The sequence below is a fragment of the Nonomuraea mangrovi genome (assembly GCF_042681425.1).
Taxonomy (GTDB): Bacteria; Actinomycetota; Actinomycetes; order Streptosporangiales; family Streptosporangiaceae; genus Nonomuraea; species Nonomuraea mangrovi.
Map to the genome: position 1 here is coordinate 1 of NZ_JBHUFV010000045.1, position 18,673 is coordinate 18,673.

Annotated in this window: 19 protein-coding genes; 9 read left to right on the plus strand and 10 right to left on the minus strand. The window is 66.9% G+C overall.

What is annotated here, in order from left to right; all coding sequences use genetic code 11:
* The coding region (locus tag ACFSKW_RS29400; RefSeq protein WP_379575729.1) for an Hsp70 family protein at window positions 1-309 on the minus strand (309 nt) is incomplete at its 3' end.
* Between the two features lie 308 nt (window positions 310-617).
* Between ACFSKW_RS29400 and ACFSKW_RS29405 the strand changes: the two genes are divergently transcribed.
* The 3 genes from ACFSKW_RS29405 (at window position 618) to ACFSKW_RS29415 (ending at window position 5,688) form a co-directional block, all read left to right on the plus strand.
* Complete coding sequence (locus ACFSKW_RS29405; protein WP_379575713.1) at window positions 618-1,172, plus strand: ATP-binding protein; 555 nt, start codon at window positions 618-620, stop codon at window positions 1,170-1,172.
* On the plus strand, window positions 1,160-3,394 hold the full coding sequence (locus ACFSKW_RS29410) for a LuxR C-terminal-related transcriptional regulator (RefSeq protein ID WP_379575714.1): 2,235 nt from the start codon (window positions 1,160-1,162) through the stop codon (window positions 3,392-3,394). Before ACFSKW_RS29405 ends, ACFSKW_RS29410 begins: the two co-directional genes overlap by 13 nt.
* A gap of 401 nt (window positions 3,395-3,795) precedes the next feature.
* On the plus strand, window positions 3,796-5,688 hold the full coding sequence (locus ACFSKW_RS29415; RefSeq protein ID WP_379575715.1) for an MFS transporter: 1,893 nt from the start codon (window positions 3,796-3,798) through the stop codon (window positions 5,686-5,688).
* 72 nt (window positions 5,689-5,760) lie between these two features.
* On the opposite strand, the gene ACFSKW_RS29420 is transcribed toward ACFSKW_RS29415, so the two are convergent.
* The gene (locus tag ACFSKW_RS29420) at window positions 5,761-6,261 is read right to left on the minus strand and encodes a phosphate-starvation-inducible PsiE family protein (RefSeq protein ID WP_379575716.1); all 501 of its coding nucleotides are present in this window, start codon (window positions 6,259-6,261) and stop codon (window positions 5,761-5,763) included.
* A gap of 504 nt (window positions 6,262-6,765) precedes the next feature.
* Here ACFSKW_RS29420 and ACFSKW_RS29425 point away from each other — a divergent pair.
* From ACFSKW_RS29425 to ACFSKW_RS29435, 3 genes are all read left to right on the plus strand, one after another.
* Window positions 6,766-6,996: a hypothetical protein gene (locus ACFSKW_RS29425; RefSeq protein ID WP_379575717.1), complete on the plus strand. Its 231-nt coding sequence runs from the start codon at window positions 6,766-6,768 to the stop codon at window positions 6,994-6,996.
* Window positions 6,997-7,078: 82 nt separating this feature from the next.
* Window positions 7,079-7,498: an integrase core domain-containing protein gene (locus tag ACFSKW_RS29430; RefSeq protein WP_379575718.1), complete on the plus strand. Its 420-nt coding sequence runs from the start codon at window positions 7,079-7,081 to the stop codon at window positions 7,496-7,498.
* Window positions 7,499-7,729: 231 nt separating this feature from the next.
* Window positions 7,730-7,918, plus strand: coding sequence for a hypothetical protein (locus ACFSKW_RS29435; RefSeq protein ID WP_379575719.1), 189 nt, complete (start codon window positions 7,730-7,732; stop codon window positions 7,916-7,918).
* Between the two features lie 2 nt (window positions 7,919-7,920).
* Here ACFSKW_RS29435 and ACFSKW_RS29440 read toward each other — a convergent pair whose 3' ends face one another.
* From ACFSKW_RS29440 to ACFSKW_RS29460, 5 genes are all read right to left on the minus strand, one after another.
* Entirely contained in the window at window positions 7,921-8,349 is a 429-nt protein-coding gene (locus tag ACFSKW_RS29440) for a DUF2267 domain-containing protein (RefSeq protein WP_379575730.1), read from the minus strand.
* Between the two features lie 1,047 nt (window positions 8,350-9,396).
* The gene (locus ACFSKW_RS29445) at window positions 9,397-9,879 is read right to left on the minus strand and encodes a hypothetical protein (protein WP_379575720.1); all 483 of its coding nucleotides are present in this window, start codon (window positions 9,877-9,879) and stop codon (window positions 9,397-9,399) included.
* Window positions 9,880-10,029: 150 nt separating this feature from the next.
* Window positions 10,030-10,389, minus strand: a complete 360-nt coding sequence (locus ACFSKW_RS29450; protein WP_379575721.1) for a nuclear transport factor 2 family protein — start codon at window positions 10,387-10,389, stop codon at window positions 10,030-10,032.
* A 625-nt stretch (window positions 10,390-11,014) separates the two neighbouring features.
* A complete protein-coding gene (locus ACFSKW_RS29455; RefSeq protein WP_379575722.1) occupies window positions 11,015-11,254 on the minus strand; it encodes a hypothetical protein in 240 nt (79 codons plus the stop codon).
* A gap of 780 nt (window positions 11,255-12,034) precedes the next feature.
* Entirely contained in the window at window positions 12,035-13,744 is a 1,710-nt protein-coding gene (locus ACFSKW_RS29460) for an asparagine synthase-related protein (protein ID WP_379575723.1), read from the minus strand.
* Window positions 13,745-14,006: 262 nt separating this feature from the next.
* Between ACFSKW_RS29460 and ACFSKW_RS29465 the strand changes: the two genes are divergently transcribed.
* Window positions 14,007-14,282 carry a hypothetical protein gene (locus ACFSKW_RS29465; protein WP_379575724.1) on the plus strand — a complete coding sequence of 92 codons (276 nt, stop codon included), beginning with the start codon at window positions 14,007-14,009 and terminating at the stop codon, window positions 14,280-14,282.
* Between the two features lie 57 nt (window positions 14,283-14,339).
* Window positions 14,340-14,780, plus strand: coding sequence for a hypothetical protein (locus ACFSKW_RS29470; RefSeq protein ID WP_379575725.1), 441 nt, complete (start codon window positions 14,340-14,342; stop codon window positions 14,778-14,780).
* Window positions 14,781-15,234: 454 nt separating this feature from the next.
* On the opposite strand, the gene ACFSKW_RS29475 is transcribed toward ACFSKW_RS29470, so the two are convergent.
* On the minus strand, window positions 15,235-15,711 hold the full coding sequence (locus tag ACFSKW_RS29475; protein WP_379575726.1) for a hypothetical protein: 477 nt from the start codon (window positions 15,709-15,711) through the stop codon (window positions 15,235-15,237).
* Window positions 15,712-16,024: 313 nt separating this feature from the next.
* A complete protein-coding gene (locus ACFSKW_RS29480) occupies window positions 16,025-16,201 on the minus strand; it encodes a hypothetical protein (protein ID WP_379575727.1) in 177 nt (58 codons plus the stop codon).
* A 427-nt stretch (window positions 16,202-16,628) separates the two neighbouring features.
* Between ACFSKW_RS29480 and ACFSKW_RS29485 the strand changes: the two genes are divergently transcribed.
* Window positions 16,629-17,672 (plus strand): WD40 repeat domain-containing protein, encoded by a 1,044-nt coding sequence (locus ACFSKW_RS29485; RefSeq protein ID WP_379575731.1) that lies wholly within the window; start codon window positions 16,629-16,631, stop codon window positions 17,670-17,672.
* A gap of 676 nt (window positions 17,673-18,348) precedes the next feature.
* Here the strand turns inward: ACFSKW_RS29485 and ACFSKW_RS29490 are convergent.
* A partial coding sequence (locus ACFSKW_RS29490; RefSeq protein WP_379575728.1) for a transposase occupies window positions 18,349-18,673 on the minus strand: 325 nt, incomplete at its 5' end.

The following is an 18,673-nucleotide window of genomic DNA, read 5'->3' on the forward strand; positions in this document are numbered from 1 at the left end:
GAGCTTGCGGATCACCAGCGCGGAGATCTCCTCCGGCGTGTACTGCTTGCCGCGGATCTCGAAACGGGCCTCGCCTCCCGGCCCGGGCACGACGTCGAACGAGACGGCGGTCTGCTCGCTCGTCACCTCGTCGAAGCGCCGCCCGATGAAGCGTTTGGCTGAGTAGATCGTCCCCTTGGGGTTGAGGATGGCCTGCCGTCTGGCCAGCTGTCCGACCAGGCGTTCGCCCTGGTCGGTGAAGGCCACCACTGAGGGAGTCGTGCGTGATCCCTCGGTGTTGGGAATGACGGTGGGTTGCCCGCCCTCCATCGCGGCGATCACTGAGTTCGTCGTACCGAGATCGATTCCGACGGGGCCACCGCACCGGCGATCGCACCCCAGACCACCTCCTGAGAGCTGAGCTGAGTCAGACCTCGATTCTTCGCCAGGCACGGCGAAGGGCCCCTTTGTTTGAGGCTTGCTCCGGAAACGGTCCCTGGCGCTGAACGGCACCCATCGACGAGGTGCCCGGCGTCGCGGCTACCCGGTGGGGGATGCGCGAACGCCTCGCATACGATGGGCGTAACCCCTCGTGACGTTCGGCGGCACATCTTCACAACCCAGTCGAGAGTGACCGAATGCGTGGACGTGAGCGCGAATGGCGGGTAGCCCTCGGGCTCTTCCGCGCTGCGAGGTCGGGAAAGAGCGCGGTACTTCTCCTCGACGGTGAGTCCGGCACGGGAAAGAGCAGGTTCCTCGCCGAGGCCGCCGACACGGCCGCCGAGCTGGGGTTCTCCCTCGCGGTCGGGCACGCGGAGGAGCTGGGACAGCTTGTTCCGATGGCGCCGCTGTTCTCGGCGTTCAACGAATCGCCGATCACGCTGATCAGCCAGGCACCTACGGTCGATACGCGCATCATGCTGGTCGAGCGGCTCCGTGCCAGGGCCGAAGCACTCGCGTCCCGCAATCCGCTCGTCGTGGTCCTGGACGATCTGCAGTGGGCGGATCCAGTGACTTTGATGGCCTTGAGGACCCTGGAGTCACAGCTGTCGCCGCAGCCTCTCGTCTGGATGCTCGCGCGGAGCACCGACCGCCACGGCACAGAGGTGGAACGCCTGTTCACCGCTCTTGAGGCGGAGGGGGCGGTCCGACTGGAGCTCGCCCCTCTTTCCCCGACGCCGTGGCCGAGGTGATCGCCGACCTTCTGATCGCGCCGCCCGGCCACGAGCTGCTGGAGCTGGCAGCGGGGGCGGGCGGCAACCCCATCCTCCTGGTCGAGCTTATGACCGGGCTCCGCGAGGAGCAGACGATCAGCGTCTCCGGCGGGCTGGCCCATCTGGCCTCCGAGCGACTTCCGCAACGACTCCAGGGCCTCGTGACGCGGCGTCTCGAACGGCTGAGCAGCCAAGCCCGCCAGCTGGTCGAGACCGCGGCGGTGCTGGGGCAGTCGTTCTCGCCCGAGGATGTGGCCGAGGCGCTCGGCAGGACGCCGGCCACCTTGCTCCCCGCCCTCGACGAGGCCATGGACGCCCAAGTCCTGGTGGTCGGATCGGATTCTCTCCGGTTCCGGCATGACCTGGTCAGGAAGGCTGTCGTCGAGGGGCTGCCACCACCGGTGCGCCAGGCCCTGCACCACCAGATCGGCGGGCTCCTGCTGGAGCGGGGCGGGTCCGCCGTCGGGGCGGCCACCCATCTCCTGCTCGGCGGCCAGCACGGTGACACGCGCACGCTGGCAGAGCTCGACCAGGCGGTGAACGAACTCCTCGCTGATGCTCCCGGGACCGCCGCCGATATCGCGGTGCGGGCGATGGAGCTCACCGACGACGACTCTCCGCAACACTTCACACGCACGCTGACCGCCGCGCACGCCATGACCGAAGCGGGGCAGCTGACGGGAGCCACCGACCTGATCACCAGGGCGCTGGCCCAGCCTCTCCCGCCACCGGCGGTGGCCCAGCTACGGTGCGCGCTCTCGGCCATCCTCCTTCTGGCCGGGCAGATGGCCGACGCGGTGATCGAGGCCGAGGCGGCACTCGCGGAGCCCACCCTTCCCGACGGGACTCGCGACGAAGCCCTGGCGACGCTCCTCTACGCCCTCGCCGGGCAGCAAGACGGCGACTGCGCCATACGGCAGGCCGAATCGATCCTGGCGGGCACCGAGCGCCGCGGTGACGCCGTGATGGTCTCGGCTCTCGTGGTCCTCTCGGTCGCCCAGTGGGACCGCGGCAGGCTCATTGACGGGCTTCGCCTGGCTCGGAAAGCCGTACAGCTTGCGAACGAGGGCTCGAGAGCGGCTCGCCGTACCCACCCCAAGCTGGCCCTGGCGTCGATGCTGCTCGACATTCGCCGGCTCAGCGAGGCGGAGACCGTGCTCCAGGCGGCTCGTGAGGAGGCCAAGAAGCTCGGCCATACCGCATGGGCGATAGGCCCGGCCATCCTCGGTGCCCGCTTGGAGCTGGCGTGCCACCGGCTGACGGACGCGGTCACGCGGGCAGAGGCCGGTCTGGCCGCCGCCGACACGCTGGGCACGCATTTGTTCACGTCGATGGGTATGGCGGTACTCGGTACGGCGGCATTGAGACGTGGAGATCTTCAAACGGCGGCCGCCTGTGTGGAGACCGACCGCGCCCTGCTGCCCGACTACGCGGCGACACACGGGCAGATGCGCTGCCAAGTGGTCGCCGCACAGGTGGCTGAGGCTCTGGGCCAGCCGCGCAGGGCTATGGCGCTGATCGCAGGCCTCTATCCCGTGCTCGATCAGCGTCGCTCGCTGCTCGTCGTGGAGCCGACCGTCGCGGCGTGGCTGGTCCGCCTCGCATTGAGCGTAGATGATCGGCGACGAGCCGAGACCGTCGTCGCGGCGGCCGACCGTCTGGCCGCTGACAACTCGGACTTCCCCCTGTTCCTGGCCGCAGCGGCGCACGCACGTGGCCTGCTCGACCAGGACGTGTCGGCCCTCGCTGTCGCCGTCGCCCATGCCGGTGACGACTACGCGCAAGCATCTGCCAGGGAGGATCTCGGGGCGGCACTCGCGCTGAATGGGGAGCGCGACGGCGCGATCCGCAGCCTCGACGACGCGCTCGCCGGGTACGAGGCGATGGGGGCGGTGCGAGACGCCGCCCGGGCGCGCCGCCGGCTGCGCAGGCTCGGTGTACGGCACCGCCACTGGGCTCGCGGCGAGGGGACGGCACTGGGATGGGAGGGGCTGACCGCCACCCAGCGCCTGGTCGCCCGCCTGGTCGCCCAGGGGCTGACAAACCGCCAGGTGGCCGACCAGATGTTCATCAGCGTTCACACGGTCGCGTTCCATCTGCGCCAGATCTTCCGCAAGCTCGACATCAATTCCCGCGTCGACCTGACCCGCCTGACCGTCGAAGAGGCTTACCTTCACCCCGGCCCGCCGGGCAGGGGGTAGTCACTACTACCCAGTTGAGGGATGCGGGCACGCGCGGCGACCGAAAGCATTGAACTGGTCCGACGCCTTCGAGCCTGCACAGGACGGCTCAGGACCGGCGGCGCCGGCGGAGTGCCGCGCGGAGGAGGCGGAGCGGGAAGAGCCCCACAAGGGGGGCTCGGCGGCCGAGGTCCTCCCTGTCCTCCCGGTCGAAGGCGATGGCATAGCGGCGGGCCGCGTCCGCACTCGCGTAGCGCTTGTCCCCGCCCGCGCCGCAGCCGCGCCGGCAGTGCCAGCGCGTGGTATCGCGCTCGCTCGAGAAGCGATACCGATGGCTGAAAACGCTACAACGAAGCATCAGTCGAAGGTTAACCACCGGCACACGCATATCCGCGTCCGCCTCTCAGGGAGAGCCGCCTGCCATGGAAGCCACAGAGGTTCGCGCGATTCGCACCCAGGTCCCGGCCCGCTTGGACCGGCTGCCGTGGTCGCGTTTCCACTGGAGGATCGTCATCGGTCTGGGCGCCGTCTGGATCCTCGACGGGCTCGAGGTGACGATCGTCGGCGCGATCGCGTCACGGATGACCGAGCGGGGCAGCGGGATCGACCTGACCGCCGCCGACATCGGGACGGCTGCGGCGATCTACGTTGCAGGCGCCTGTCTCGGGGCGTTGATCTTCGGTCAGCTCACGGACCGATACGGGCGTAAGAAGTTGTTCATGATCACGTTGATGATCTATGTCATCGCGACGGTGCTGACCGCGCTCGCCTTCGCTCCGTGGTACCTCTTCCTCTTCAGGTTCTTGACCGGCATGGGTATCGGCGGTGAGTACGCCGCGATCAATTCAGCCATCGACGAGCTCATCCCAGCGCGCAATCGCGGGCAGGTCGACCTCGCCATCAACGGGAGCTACTGGCTCGGGTCGGCGATCGGCAGCGTGGCGGCGCTCGCGTTGCTCTCTACCGCCCTGTTCCCGATGCACGTCGGCTGGCGCCTGGCTTTCGGCATCGGCGGGGTGCTCGGAGTCGCGATCATGCTGGTGCGACGTAACGTGCCGGAAAGCCCTCGATGGCTGTTCATCCATGGCCGCGAGGAGGAGGCCGAGCGCATTGTCGACCAGATCGAGGCCGAAGTGCGCCAGGAGACGGGCAAGGAGCTCGCGCCGCCCGGCGCCTCGATAACCATCCGGCAGCGTGACGTGATCCCCTTCAGAGAGATCGCCAGGGTCGCGATGCAGCGCTATCCGCGACGGGCGATCCTCGGCCTCGCGCTCTTCATCGGTCAGGCCTTCCTCTACAACGCCGTGACCTTCGACCTGGGCACGATCCTCAGCGGCTTCTTCGGTGTCGCATCGGGGGCGGTTCCGTACTTCATGGCCATCTTCGCGCTCGGCAACTTCCTCGGGCCGCTCCTGCTGGGACGGCTCTTCGATACCGTCGGACGCATTCCGATGATCTCCGGCACCTACTTCGTGTCAGCCGGCCTGACGGCCCTGATCGCCGTCCTCTTCATGAATGGCAGCCTCACCACGGCCTCGTTCATGACACTCGTCGCGTTGACGTTCTTCTTCGCCTCGGCCGGGGCCAGCTCGGCGTACCTCACCGTCAGCGAGGTCTTCCCCATGGAAACCAGAGCGCTGGCGATATCCCTGTTCTTCGCGGTCGGCACCGCCATCGGCGGCATCACCGGTCCCGCGCTCTTCGGCCAGTTCATCCACAGCGGCAACCCCTCACTGGTCGCTCTCGGCTTCTTCATCGGCGCCGCCGCCATGGCGTTGGGCGGGGTGGCCGAGCTGGCCTTCGGCGTCCGCGCCGAGCAGCAGTCGCTGGAGAACATCGCCATGCCGCTCACCGCCGAGGAAGCCGAGGCAGACCCGGCCCAGCAGGCCGTGCTCGTGCGGGCAGGGAGAGAAGCGGGCCTGTCCGAGGAAGGCAGGCGGCAATTGCACGAGCGCGATGAACGGATCCAGCTGCGCAGTGCGCGCCGCAGGGACTGGGAGCGCAGCGGGCTCAGGCGATTCCGCCCCGGCCCTGGTAACTCGTTCTACTCGCCTGGCATGGCTGCCACCACCGGCACGACGTCGAGGTACGCCGCGATGGCGGATCGCGATCGCGATCAGGAGATTGAGGACCTGGCCCGCGCAGCCGACCAGCAGGGGCCCGTGTCGCGCGACAAGCTGGAGCAGGTGGTCGGCGGGCGTTGGTGGGGCCCCGGCCGCTTCGGCGCCGCCCTGAGAGAGGCCGTTCGGGAAGGCGTCATCAAGCGCTTCTCCGATGACAAATACGGCCCGGCCGACGACAATCGATCTTCCTGAGGGCTCTGATCGGTCCTCGAATCGGGACAAGGATGATCGTCGAGAATCGTTCGGTAAGGCTTCGTGAAACCCTCACTGAGGCGGAACGGACGTGTCCGAGCGACTTCCCTGCCCATCGCGAGATGGGCCGGGACGTCGCTGTGACCACCGTGCGAGAGCCAGCGCGGCGACCAGCACGAAGGCGCACCCCGCGTAGACAGCCAGCTCTATGAGCTGCTCACGGTTCTGGGCCGAGGACACCGGAATGCTCAGCCTGACGACCACCGACAGGATGTGCCGCACGATCGCGATGATGCCGACGATGATGAACGGCTCCAACTGGAGGCGGCCCCCCTCGAGGTGGGTCTGCACCGTCACGAATATCTCTAGAACGATCAGAACGAGGAGGAGCTCCTCGAGGACGATGATGATTTTCTCCGCCCCGGACGTATCGCCTCGTATGATCGTGAAACACATCAGGACCAGAATGCCCACCCCTACGGCCACCAGCACGAACGAGACCAGATAGAGGATCACATGCTCGGCGGCGACCAGGATGCTCAGCAGCCGTGCGTTCGCCGGTCTGTGGATCACCGGGAGCGCTGAAGGGGCCGGAGAGGAAGGTCTGGGTGCGGCGGGCATCTGCGGTTGGTTCGCCATGTGGTCAACCTGGAATCCGATCCGGGGGCTCGAGAGGTCGAGAGCGACCGTGACGGTCCTGACATAAGGCGCCGCTCTCACGGCTACGGCTACGGCCACGGCCGGAGCAATCTGAGCCATCACCGGCATCTTCCCCGTAAGGCAATCAGGATAATCATGATCTCCGCAGGTCCAGCCACCTCTGAGAGCTCCGAGAAGTCACCGCAGGCCTGGCGGAGGGAAGCGGGCGTCGCGTGCGGTTGGCCGCGTGCGCGAACCGTTGCAAGCTCAAGCGCTCTATGCCCGGATCAGCCGGACGTCGTGCTGGCAGCATGCCGGCGCCCGTCGAATCGGCCGTCGTCCTCGCTGACTTGGCACCGGCGTCTGCTGCGAGGGGCCTGGACCTATCCGCATCGCGGCGGACGGCCAAGGACGAGCAGCGACGTCCGGGTCCGGGACTTGATCATTCGCCTGGCGCGCGAGAACCCTGCGTGGGGCTACCGCCGCGTGCAGGGGGAACTGGTGCGGCTCGGCTATCAGGTCAGCGAGGCGACTGAGCGGCGCGTTCTGCGCTCCCGCCGCTTCGCTCCGGCACCTCGAAATCTCGCCACCTCGTGGCGCGTCTTCCTGCGATCGCAGGCCAAGGGGCTTTGGCGTGCGACTTCTTCCACGTTGACACGATCTTTCTGAAGTACCTGTACGTGTTGTTCGTGATGGAAGTCCACACGCGGTGCGTCCACATCTTGGGTGTGACCTCCCACCCGGCCGGCGCGTGGACCGCTCAGCAGGCCCGCAATCTCTTGATAACCTCGGCGAGCGAGCGGCGTCGTTCCGCTTCCTCGTCCGCGATCGAGCCGCCAAGTTCACCGCCGTCTTCGATGAGATCTTCGCCGCTGCGGGTATCACGGTGCTGAAGACGCCGCCGCGGACACCGCGGGCGAATTGCTATGCCGAGCGGTGGATCCGTACGGTACGCGCCGAGGTGATCGACCGTATGCTGATCTACGGTGAACGTCACCTGCGCGCGGTACTGGACGAGTACATCGATCACTACAACGGCCACCGATCCCACCAGGTGCGTGGGCAACGACCACCCGATCAAGACGAGCAGACTGTGGTACCAACGCAAGGCCGAATCGAACGCCACAAGGTACTCGGAGAAGCGATCAACGAGTACCGCCGAGCTGCATAGCCCGGCCGGAGAACCCCAGCTCAGATCATGCGCGCGAGTTTTGACGCGCTACAGGGGATATCGGTTCGAACGGTGCCAAGCCACTCTGTGGTCATGGCCAAGGCTCCTTCACATAACACCGACGGATGGCGGGTCAGCGCAGCCCCGGCGGTGCTGCGCTGTACGGTGGGCTACATGCTTCGCTGTCGGGTTCTCGGGCATCGGTTCCGGTTCACCAGCGAAGGGGAGACGATGAGCTGGCAGTGCCAGCGAGGCTGCGAGGCAGGCGGCGCCAAACGGTACGCCTCCGCCGAGGATGCCCGCCGCTACGCCGAGGCTTTCGACAAAGAGGACCGGGACGATCTCGGCAGGCGAGCCCCCCTGGTGGGACTTCTGCCGCTCCGGCTCATCCGCGCCCTGCGCCGACGGCGAAAGACCTGACCCTAGGGCAGCACCGAAGCCAAGTCCCTCGGCATGCTCGATTTCACGTCCTCCCACTCACCGTCGGTAATGTGCTTCCTGAGCGCCTGCAAAACCGTCTTGACGAGATCTTCCGTATTCTCCTGGAATTCGAAGTCCACCCCGCTTGACACACGGTCGAGGAACTCCTCGCGGTTGACTTTCACCGGAACCACGCCCGGGCGCCAGCCCTCGTAATAGAGACCACGGATCAGCAGCGGCAGCTGGGCGGCGAGGTGCGCGCTCTCCTCGACGGACAGCCGGTCGCGCAGCGCGTGAAGCACCGCCCGGAGAGCGGCGTAGGACCGGTTCCGGTGCTCAGCGGACCAACCGTGCGCCTCCTCGATCTCTCGCAGGACCCGGTTCGTCTTGTCCACCGTCCGGTTGAACGGCGCATAACCGGTCTCCGCCATCTCGTCCACCCCTTCGCGTTCTCTCGCGGCACTACAACCCTGGCTCCAGCCGCCCCCGGACCACATCCCCAAGACATGTAGTGCACCGAGCACAAAAGATCTCGACAGGCATGGGATTCGCCGCTCCGGCGCAGGAAAGGCTCGGTTGGAGAGGACGAGATGCGGGGACGCGAACGGGAATGGCGCCAGGTCGAGAGGCTGCTTCGTACGCTGCGACAAGGCGGGCGCGTGGACGGTGAGTTCGCGGAGCTGATCTGTGCTGACGATCAGTGGCTACGCGAAGCGTTCGACGCCCTGATCGCGGCAAGCTATGGGCCGCCACCTGCCCGCCCCTGGCCGCCTGCCCGGGGCCGCGCCCGCCGCAAGCACGCGCAGGTCCACACCCTCCTCGACCAGGGACTTGGGCTGGGCGAGTGCGCCCGGCGCCTGGGCTGGGGATTCAACACGGTCAAACGCTACGCTCGCGCAGCCTCGGCCGACGATCTCCTGCGCCCGGCCCAAGTACGGCGCCACCCTGGTCGTCCCCTACCGCGAGCACCTGCGAGGCCGCCTGGCCGGAGGGCCCGGCATACCGGTGGCACCTCGTCGACACCACCGCAAGATCGAACCGCCAGAAGGCGGACCAAGATCCCGCGAGCTGGCTCCCGCCGTATGAGGCGGCTCGGTGCCGGTACGCGGCCGAGTGGACCGCCGTCAAACTCCGGTGGGAACTGAGCGTCGATCCAGCCGAGCGGGAGGCGCCTACCGACCTCGGGCGATCTTGCCCCGACCAGCGCCTCCCGACGTCTGCCGCCAACCAGCGCTGAGGGGAAGGTGGAAGCGCCTGGAGGCCTGAGCCGCGTACGCCCCGCCCACTAGGGCGGGGCGTACGTTGCGTTCGGGGCCGCCGCGTCGCTGCGAGGCGCTCCTCGGGCGTCTGCTCGCGGTCCGCGCCGAGCATGAGCAAGAGGCGGTGTCTCGTATCTCGGCTGGACCCGTGCTGGTGCACGGGCCGCGCCTGGTGGACCGACCCGGGGCCGCCGAACGTGCGGTGGCCACGGCAGCGGGTCAGCTCACCCCGCCCACGATGGCCTTGCCCTCTCGTGCCGCCGCCGCGTAGAACGGCCCGAGGTCCTCAAACCCCTCATAAACGCCGTCCGCCGCGTCCCGTCGAGCGGCGCCGAATCCCCATCCCTCGCCCATCAGGCCCTGCGCGATCGCCGTCACCTGGCCGGGATCGAGGACGAACGCCGGGCCGTAGTCGAACTCGTAGCCCTCCACGTCGTTCTCACCGGTCTCGCCGGTCGCCGCCGCGAGCCAGGGATAACACTCCCGCCACTGCGCACTCTCATGCTCGGCCTCGGCTCTGCCCTGTGCGATGGCATCGAGGGTTCGGTAGTCATCTCCGAACACGTCGGCTTCATGATGGAAGCCGACGGGCGCCTGCCCGTCGTCGAAGAAGATCGCGCCGATCAGGTCGGGGTTCGCCCGAACGGATTCCAGCAGCTCGACATCGATCTTCGCCAGGTTCAACCACATCGACACGATCATGAATGATAGCCGTGCCGGTCGAGGTCGAGAGACGCCTGTCGGAGACCTGCTCCCAGTACGGCCCCGAGCACTTGGTCAGCCGGTCGATCACCAAAGCGACCCGTGCATCACCTCGCCCGTAAAGGCTGCCTTGAGCAGGCGGGAGTGACGTTATGCCGGGCTGGCGTGGGCGGCCAGGATGCGCCAGCTGTGCTCGTCGGTATGCACCCAGGTGCGGGTGTAGCGCAGCCGCATGGCGAACGGCGTGCCCGCGAACGTACCTTCCAATGTGCCCAGGAAGCAGGTGACGCCGGTGGTGCCCGCAACGAGCACGGTGAGATCCTCCTGGATGAGCTTGGTCATCACCTGCCTGCGCGAGCGGCGGTTGTCGAGGTCGAGCTGCTTGGCCCGCAGGTGGCACGAGCCGTCCGGCGGTCCGGTGAAGATCAGCCGCTCGTCGAGCAGCCGGTCGAGCTCCTCGACGTCTCCGGCGAGCCTGGTGGATGAGCCTCCCCGATGCGAAGAACGCATACTCAGGCCTCCACCCCTGGCAGTATTCCGGGTCATCAGCGAACTGCAGCGTCAAAGACCGAACATGAAAGCATGGCCATGCTTCGGCCTTGATGTCCCCGCCGAACCCTCCTGAGGGGATCCGCGAGCAGGCGCAGCACCCCGTGAACCACATGCTTCGCTGCTCCACACGGCCGCCGCCCGAGAAGATGAAAGGGGCACACATTCGCTGGGGGTCATGGGCGATGAGTCGCTCGAACCCGGCCTCATCCAGCCGCGTCAGCAGGAAGTCGAGCAGTTCCTCCACGAACTTCTCAAAGCGTGCCACTCTGGCATCATCCATCAGGCCCGCAGGCCATCGGACCAGCCGCCCTTAGCGCTCTTTCGCTGCCCTGCTTCGAGCACCACCCCACTGGCAAGATCCAGCGGGGTCTTCTCATGCGGTTGATGGCCCTCTTGACGCCCCCCTGCCAGGGCAGGCGCGGCTGCCTACTTGCCTGACGTGCCTGACAGACCTTCAAGCGGTTGACCAGCTAGTTCGCTTGACAACCCCTAGATAACCATCGCCTTCAGGGGCGCTGGCCCCGAGGTCTCGCGTGCCCGCGCGTAGGGGTGCCCGAAAAGTCCGGAAACTCGTGGTGGGATCTCACGGTGAGATAGGGCTTTCGTCGCCTGCCAGCGAGCTGCTCGGCATGCGACGTATCCCGGCGATGCGGGTGGCGTGCCGCCAGTCGGCGGTGACGGCCTGGTGGTCGCGGGCGCTGCCGCTGACGGTGTTGGCCAGCCTGGTCACGCGGCCTGCCGGCTCGCCGAGCTCGTTCTCCCAGCCGGTCGGCGGCTCGACGTCGGCCTGGTCGCCGTCGACGCCGGCGGGGATCGTGGCCAACGCCGCGGCGAGTTCGGCGGCGGGCTACTGGGCCTGAGTCCTGATCCCGTCCGCACCTATGGTGGTACGCGCGGGGTTCTACGCCCTATCGGCTATTCGACGTACTCGCCGTGGAACCACCCGCCGACGCATATGAGTCTTCCGTCAATAGGTACGGCACTGCCGCCGCCCACCGTGCATTGCCAACGCGCGATCTGAGGCAAGGCCAGAGCCGGCGAGGCGAAGCCAAGGACGATAGTGGCTGCTGCGAGAGCAGGGGCGACGACACGTTTCACAGCACTCCCTGTGACCAATTCATTACTTGCAGTGCCGAGTATGACTCGGCGATGGGCTGTCAGCAAGAACCGGCGCGTTGCACACGGGGCAGGCCGGGCTGGCCGGGTCGGCGGCGTTCACCACGGCCACCGGTGAGTCCGGGGATTTCCGCCCTCGAATGAGTGCGCCGTATGGTCGATCATGATCTGGGGCCCGGAGGGATTCGTCGTGGCGGCCGCCGAAGGCCTTCACGCTACGGAACGCGGGGAGTGTGGGGGTGGTCATCGGCTCTCCTGCTGGGCGCGGGCGGCCATCACCACCCCGTTATCAGCGGATAGCCGGCAAACGTCGACCCGTACCTTCACCACACCCCGCCGTGCTGTTCGTAGAGCCGGGGGCAGGAGCGGATGTGTGAAGCGCACCGGACTGATCTTGTTTGGGCGATCCCGCGGCTGCCTCCGCTGACAAGCGCGGCCCTGCGCGACATGACGTCTCCTCATCCGGAACGGTTCCGAGCAGCCGGCCTCACGACGTCACCTTGGGTCGCCGCGTCTGCACCAGCAGCGTCTCGCGGGCCGCGGGCCGCGGGCCGGTGACGTCGGTGGACAGCAGGCCCGCCACCGTGTACAGGTGCCAGACGAGCGGCGCCTTGGTGAGCTTGCCGCCGTCGAAGAGCGCGGGTACCTTGTCCAGCCGCACGATCTCGCCGAGGTCGGGCGAGGACATGATGGCACGCTCCAGCTCGCCGGCGATCTCCTCGCCTGGTTCGGCACGCCAGTTCCACGGCTTGTCCTGCCGCCTGGACGGCAGGCGCTGCGCACTGCTCCACAGCCGGGCCAGGCGCCCTTCGGACCGGAAGCGCCACTGCCCTCCCTCCAGCGGCACCGCCGCCAGCGCCGGCGCGAACGTCTTGATCAGCTTGTGGACCAGCCGCTCCGAACGCCTGAACCCGGGATCGAGCGCGAGCGCGGCCGCGATCACCCGGTTGTCCAAGAACGGTTGCACGGGCGTACCCCTGCGCAGCATGGCCGCGCGGGAGGCTGCGTGCCAGCGGCCCACCCGGAATCGCAGGTACAGGTGGTCGGGCACGTGCAGCGTGTCCGAGCGCCAGGCCAGCTCCTCGGCGTGGGCGTTGGCCGCGTCGGTGAACAGCGCGCGGTGCGCCAGGAACAGCGACTGGGTCCTGCGCCGCACCGCCTCAGGAGTGGCCTCCTCCATGCCCGACAGGTAGCCCCCGCGCAGGATCTCCCCGTTGTGCCCGCCCAGCGACGGGCGCAGGCTGTAGGCGCCGTCGCCGGTGATGTTCTCGTAGGCCGACAGCATGCCCTCGCACACCCGCAGCACGTTGTCGACGCGGTCGGCCGGATGCGCCACCCGCAGCTCGCTGCGCGGCGTCAGCGGTGGCGCCTGCACCTCGTGCTCGACGCCGAGCGCCGCGGCCACCTGGCGGGCCACCACCACGTCGGGATGGTCGTCGAAGCCGGAGGTGACCGCGTGGAACGGGATGCCGGCTGCGTGCAGCAGCGCCGCGATCAGGCGGCTGTCCCGGCCGCCGGTGAGCGTCAGCCGTACCGGATCGGGCGTCTGCAGCAGCGGCTCCACCGCCGCCAGCAGCCCCGCGGCGACCCGCTGCGATCCGGTACGGTTGACGCCCTCGGGCAGCGGGTCGGTGGTGATGGTCAGCCGCTCGCCGGCCACCAGCCGGGAGGCGGGCGGCAGCGACCGGACGCCGGCGTAGGGCGTCTCCTCCGACAGGAAGTAGCCCTGGCGGGCGAGCGACTGCAGGGCCGGCACGTCATGGCGGATGTCGCCGAAGGCGGCCAGCCGCACCAGCAGCGCCCGATTGCCGACCACGTGGAACTCGCTCGTCTCGGCGTAGTAGACGGGGTCGGCCGGGGCGAGCGACGTCGAGGCGCTGATGCCGTCCTCGTCCGCGCGGAAGGCGGCGAAGCAGCCAGGCTCGCCGGCCGCGTCACCGGTCAGCGCGCGCACGTCCCCCGGATGGTGCCCGGCGACGGCGATGACGCCGTCCGGAGCCGCCGACGGTGACCAGTCCGGTTCGTTGGTCCAGGCCAGCAGGTGGACACCGCCGTGCGCGGCTCGCCACTCGGTGGCGCGGATGAGCTCGGGCCGAACGGGGAAGGCCGCCGTGATGGCGTCCCTGGCCCGCTGGACGGCATGTTGTACGGCCGCGCGCTGGTGCGGTTTCGCGGCCACGGCGAGAAAGACCCTCATGATGCCCCCGGTTGTTGTGCCTTTCTAGGTATCCACCGTTGCGGCGTTTCACTTTCGCGGTCGGGGCGCACGCCGGTGCCACCGGGATACGGCGGAATCGGGCCGCGCCCGTTGACAACACTGTGTTGAAGATGTGCTGACGCTCACTCGCCCCGGCGCCCCACTCGGGCCGTCAGGATGACCTGCACCGCTTCAAAAGCCACCGCAGGGTGCTTGACATGCGGATCGACCTGATGCGGCGGTACGGGCAAGATCGGTTCTTGTGTCTGTCCGTCTCCTGTATCTGATCGTGGTCCGGGTGTTCGGCTGGCTGGTGCTCCTGGGGCGAAGTGAGGCGGTCAAGGATGTCGAGATCATGGTGCTGCGGCATGAGGTGGCGGTGCTGCAGCGTCAGGTCGTCCGGCCGAAGCCGAACTGGGCCGATCGAGCGCTCCTACCCGCGCTGGCGCGACTCCTGCCGCCCGGGTTGCGGGCTCACCGGCTGGTGACGCCGGGCACCCTGCTGGCCTGGCACCGCCGCCTGGTCCGGCACCGGTAGGCATATCCAGGCCGGTCCGGCCGCCCGAGAACGAGCAGGGAGATTCGGGACCTGGCGGTGCGTCTGACGGGGGAGAACCCGGCCTGGGGGTATCGCCGGGTGCATGGTGAGCTGGTCGGGCCCGGCTATCGCGTGAGTGAAGCGACCGTGCAGCGGATCTTGCGGAGCCGGCGGGTCGGCCCGGCTCCGCGAAGCACCGACACCTCGTGGAGGACCTTTCCACGCGCCCAGGCGCAAGGTTTGCTGGCCGTTGATTTCTTCCATGTCGACACGGTCTTCTTGAAGCGCCTGTACGTGCTGTTCGTCATGGAGATCGCCACCCGGCGTGTGCATGTCCTGGGAGTCACCGCCATCCCGGCAGGAGCGTGGACGGTTCAGCAGGCCCGCAACTTGTTCATGGACCTCGGTGACCGGGTCAGTTCCTTCCGCTTCCTCATCCGTGACCGAGATACCAAGTCACCAGCGCATTCGACGCGGTTTTCGCCGGCGCGGGCGTGACGGTGGTGAAGACCCCGCCGCGCACGCCGCGGGCCAATTGCTACGCCGAGCGGTGGGTACGCACCGTACGGGCCGAGTGCACCGACCGCATGAATTATTTACCTCAAGCTATGCAAGTGCCACATTGACATCGAGCCTCGCCACGCTGAATCACCACAAGTACTGCGGTCTTCGGCATTGCGCCGCGCCTCCCTGCACGGGTATGGCTTGGCACGCCAAGCCGTAGGCGATCGGGCACGACGCCGGGGGATGCTGGATACGCCGGAGGCCGTCACCACTCTGCATGCCAGGAAAGCAAGTTCATCCGGGAACCCGCGGATTTAAGTGCGCTCAGAGGCCGTTCTGAGTGGTTCCATGCAGACCAGCGAGGGTGCGTGACCTGCCTGGAACGTCCCTGAACGGACTAGAACTGCGACTCGAACTGCAACTGGGATCCAACGCTGGCTCGGGCCTATCAGCATATCCAGCAATAGATCGTCTGATCTTCCGCCTGCGCTCGCTGGGCGAGATCTCTCAGCTCTGCGATCAGCGTCGTCAGGTAGCCGCCGTCTGGCGGTGCGAAGAACTCCTGCTCCCACCGTTCGACTAGATCGGCCAATCGGCCATCAGGAACGCCGGCCAGTGTGTCGCGTACGTCGGTGGGGAGCTCCTCAATGCAGGGCCCTTCCTTGTACGGCGAGTCTTCCGGTAGCGCTTCCCACTCCTCAAGACTCTGGGGCCCGCCCTCCGGCGGTGGATAGAGGCTGATCGTCTCTATGAGATCCAGGTCATAAGGGACATCCCTGATGAGGGCGATGAGGTGTCCGAGAATGACGCGGGGATCAATCCCCTTGGCGTCCACTGCGTCGAACACGGTCCCAGGAGCGGCACGGCCACTGTCCGGATCAACCATGGCGGCCTGTCTGTCAGCTGCCCGGTAGTAGTCGTACAAGACTCCCAACTGAGCCTCCGGCCGTGGTCGCTCGGTCTACCGCGTCAGGCGACAGACTAGGGGAATCGCGCGTATGTGCGAAAGAGGGTCAGGGCTGGGCGAACTCCACCGAGCAGCCTCCCGCTCGATCGTCCCGTCACCGTCGTCCCACCCGTCAGGGGAGCGGGTCAGGGGCCAAGGGTGAAGGTGGAGCTCCCCACTGGAAGAACGACCTTCACCCCTGCCCCCTGGTCTGCTGGGCTTGTCCTGGGGCGATGGTGACGGGACGATCAGGCTTCCACCTCAGCCACTGACTGCCTGCCGCCCGTCGCGATCATCCTTGATCCCGAGGGCCCCGCCGGAGGCTCTGTTTTGAGCGGCGCGCCATCACGCTGGCGACCCAGATAAGAAAGATGGCGGTCGGTAGGAGAAGGACGGTCCAGACGACGATCTCGCCGAAGAGAAGCGCGGCGCCGCTGGGAAAGTCGATGACGGCATCGTTCTCGTCCATGACGATGACCCTAATGGGCTGGAAGCTGGCGCCAAGGGCAGGCGCGGCCCGAGTGGCGGGCGCGCGCGAGAACGGCCCCCAGGCCGCACGCGCAGCGTGCGGCCCGCAAGCTCGGGCCGCGTGGCGGCGCTTGCGCCGCCCTTGATCTCTATGAGGGCTATTCGGCAGTGCGCAGCAGCAGAGATCTGGCAGGGCATGATCAGGCAGAGTTCGACCGGCCGGGTGCTGAACGAATTCTCCTGAAGTTGCATGACAGCCCTGGTGATCGCCTATTTGCCCATATAGGGTGCCTCTGATTAACAATGTGGGAATCAGGGAGCTGTTCATGAAAGACCTCGCCCGTCGAGGCGCAGCATCGGATACTCGGTACCGCGCGCGAGCCTGGAGAGCTGGGTGGGTTGGACTTGCGCTAGCTCTGATCCTGCCCATGTCTGTCGGGCCTGCGTATGGGACCTCTCAGCCGATCGGGCCCAAGTCAGTGGGAGTTCTCGGCGTTGCCCATGCTTCAGAGGTAGCGCCACCCAATGGCAAGCCTCTATCGGGGATACGGGTAAGAGCAGCAGCTCTGACCGTCGGAGAGCGGAGCGATGGCACGAGGGTCATCGTGGCCGGTGCCGGAGACACAGTTCGAATTTGGAGCTTGGATACAGGTAAGCCTCTCTGGGCATCTCTCAAGGGGCATGACCTTGACGTTGTTGCTGTAGCTCTCGGTCGTCGCACAGATGGAACACGAGTCATCGTTTCAGGAAGCTGGGACGCGACCATTCGAATCTGGGATCTTGATACAGGAAAGCCGATTGGGCGGCCTCTCAGTGCACCCGCCGACATTTGGACGGTCGCCGTTGGCCAACGCAGTGATGGCACCCCAGTAATCATCTCTGGCGGCGAGGACAAAGCAATTCATCTGTGGAGTCTTGATACCGGTGAGCCGCTGGGGAAGCCCTTGAAGGGACACAAGGATCAGGTGCTAAAGGTAGTAGTCGGGCAGCGCCGCGATGGGACGCGAGTAATCGCTTCGGCCAGCTACGACAAGACGATTCGGATTTGGGACCTAGACACCGGTAAGCCGGTGGGGCGCCCGATGAAGGGGCACACTGGCGAAGTTCTCGAGGTGGCGATATCGAAGAGGCGAGGTGGCGCTGGCGTTATTGTGTCAGCAGGCGGAGACAACACCGTCCGACGCTGGGATTTGGAGAGCGGCAGACCCCTGGGGCGCCCCTTGGTCGGGCACTCTGATCTGGTTCTCGCACTTGCTATTGGTGAAGTGCGCGGGAGGACGACGATTATCTCGGCAGGTGGCGACAAGGTCTTGCGTTTGTGGGATCTGAATACCGGTAGGTCTCTCGGGCGGCCATGGAAAGGCCACACTGAGCCCGTATGGGCAGTGGCGATTGGGCAACGTACCGATGGTGCAAAGGTGATCGTGTCAAGCGGATACGACGCAAGCGTGCGGATCTGGCGCTTCGAGTAGTGCGTCACGACCAATGGGCCGACTTCAGTCCAACAGTTCGGGCTGTCGGTTGTCCAACCCCGCGGGAGTCGGGGGCCACGACGGATCCGGCTGCCACCCCGCTCGAGGCTTCCAGCCGCGGAACGGGACCGGCCAACCAGGGGGAGAGTGGAACCGGTACTCCGCCATGAGCGCTCCTCGTGGGTGAAGACGACAGGCCACACAGAAGAAGTGGACGTGAGCACCAAGAGGGTTACAGGGGGCAGGTGGGCGAGCTACGGAGATGTGAGAGGCGATTCCTTGTCGATCATCTCGGCGCCGGAACGGCCGGGAGGCAGCGCTTCACGCCACCCCTGATCCATGAGCCCTTTCCATCGTGACGGCGCTGGTCACGATGGGTACGTCGCAAAGCGGTGGCGGATGAGACGAGGCTCCCGATAAGACAGCAGTCGACCAAGATCCGATGCCCCGACCGGGAGCCTCGTTGCTGTCTTACCAGTGAGACTGGTGCTATCGGGAACGACTGCTGCTGCGGATGTCGTTGCAGGGGCAGGAAGTGTTCTCCCCTGAGGTTGACCCTTGTCTTACCTGGCCTTGGTCCTTCTGGTGCCATCGGCACGATCTGTCGCCTCTTCTGGGGTGCACTCCCGAAGGTGTGTCGGGCTGGCCGCGTGTGGCTTGATAGCGCCTCTGTGTGTCAAGCGGCTGCGGGTGCGACTCGTTGTTGGTCTTTTCGGATGTGTCGGTAGATCACGTTGGACAGGCGTCGTTTGGGCGCGCGGCGGGCTTCGGCGGGGGTTTTGTTCTCGGTGATTTTCCGCTGGTAGTAGACGCGCCCGGGACCGGGATCACGGGCTTGGCATACGGCGATGGTGTGTAGGGCGGAGTTGAGCTGGCGGTTGCCGCCGGTGTTGAGCCGGTGCCGGATCTGATCGCCGCTGGAGGCGTCTAGATGATTGATGCAAAGGCGTAGCTGCAGGGATAGGGCGAGGGTGTCGATGCTCGATGTGTGACGAACGAGT